The 440-nt window shown below is 71.8% G+C and carries 1 protein-coding gene; it reads right to left on the minus strand.

Annotation, left to right across the window (positions count from 1 at the left end; all coding sequences use genetic code 11):
* A partial coding sequence (locus OO52_RS45660; protein ID WP_167347970.1) for a LysR family transcriptional regulator substrate-binding protein occupies window positions 1–440 on the minus strand: 440 nt, incomplete at both ends.

A 440-nucleotide genomic window follows, 5' to 3' on the forward strand; every position in this document is an offset into this window, starting at 1 on the left:
AGGCCGTCCCGCGCGGGCCGTTGGGCGGCTCCGTGTGCGAGCAGCATGCGGCGGGCGAGGCGGGTGATCTCCTGGGTGGCGGGCGACAGTACGGTTCCCTGCCTGCGGACCACGGCGATGGTATCGTACAGCGGTTCCGCGAATCCGATGGTGTGGAGGCCTTCCGGGAAGGTGCGGCTGTGGGCGACCGCGCGGGAGACGATGGTGTCGCCGGCTCCCCGGGCGACGATGTGCAGCGCGGATTCGACGTGTTCGACCTCGATGACCGCGGACAGGGTGACGCCCGCCACCTGGGCGCGTTCGGCCAGTTGGCGCCGTGTGGGGTCCCGCCACCCGTAGTGGGCGTCGTACAGGATCAGCTTGGCCGCCGCGAGGTCGGCCATGGTGACCGGCTGGGCGGTGCGCTGCGGATCCGCGGAGACGTAGACGACCTCGTCGCG

Origin of the sequence: Streptomyces flaveolus (genome assembly GCF_000716535.1) — a bacterium.
GTDB lineage: Bacteria > Actinomycetota > Actinomycetes > Streptomycetales > Streptomycetaceae > Streptomyces > Streptomyces flaveolus_A.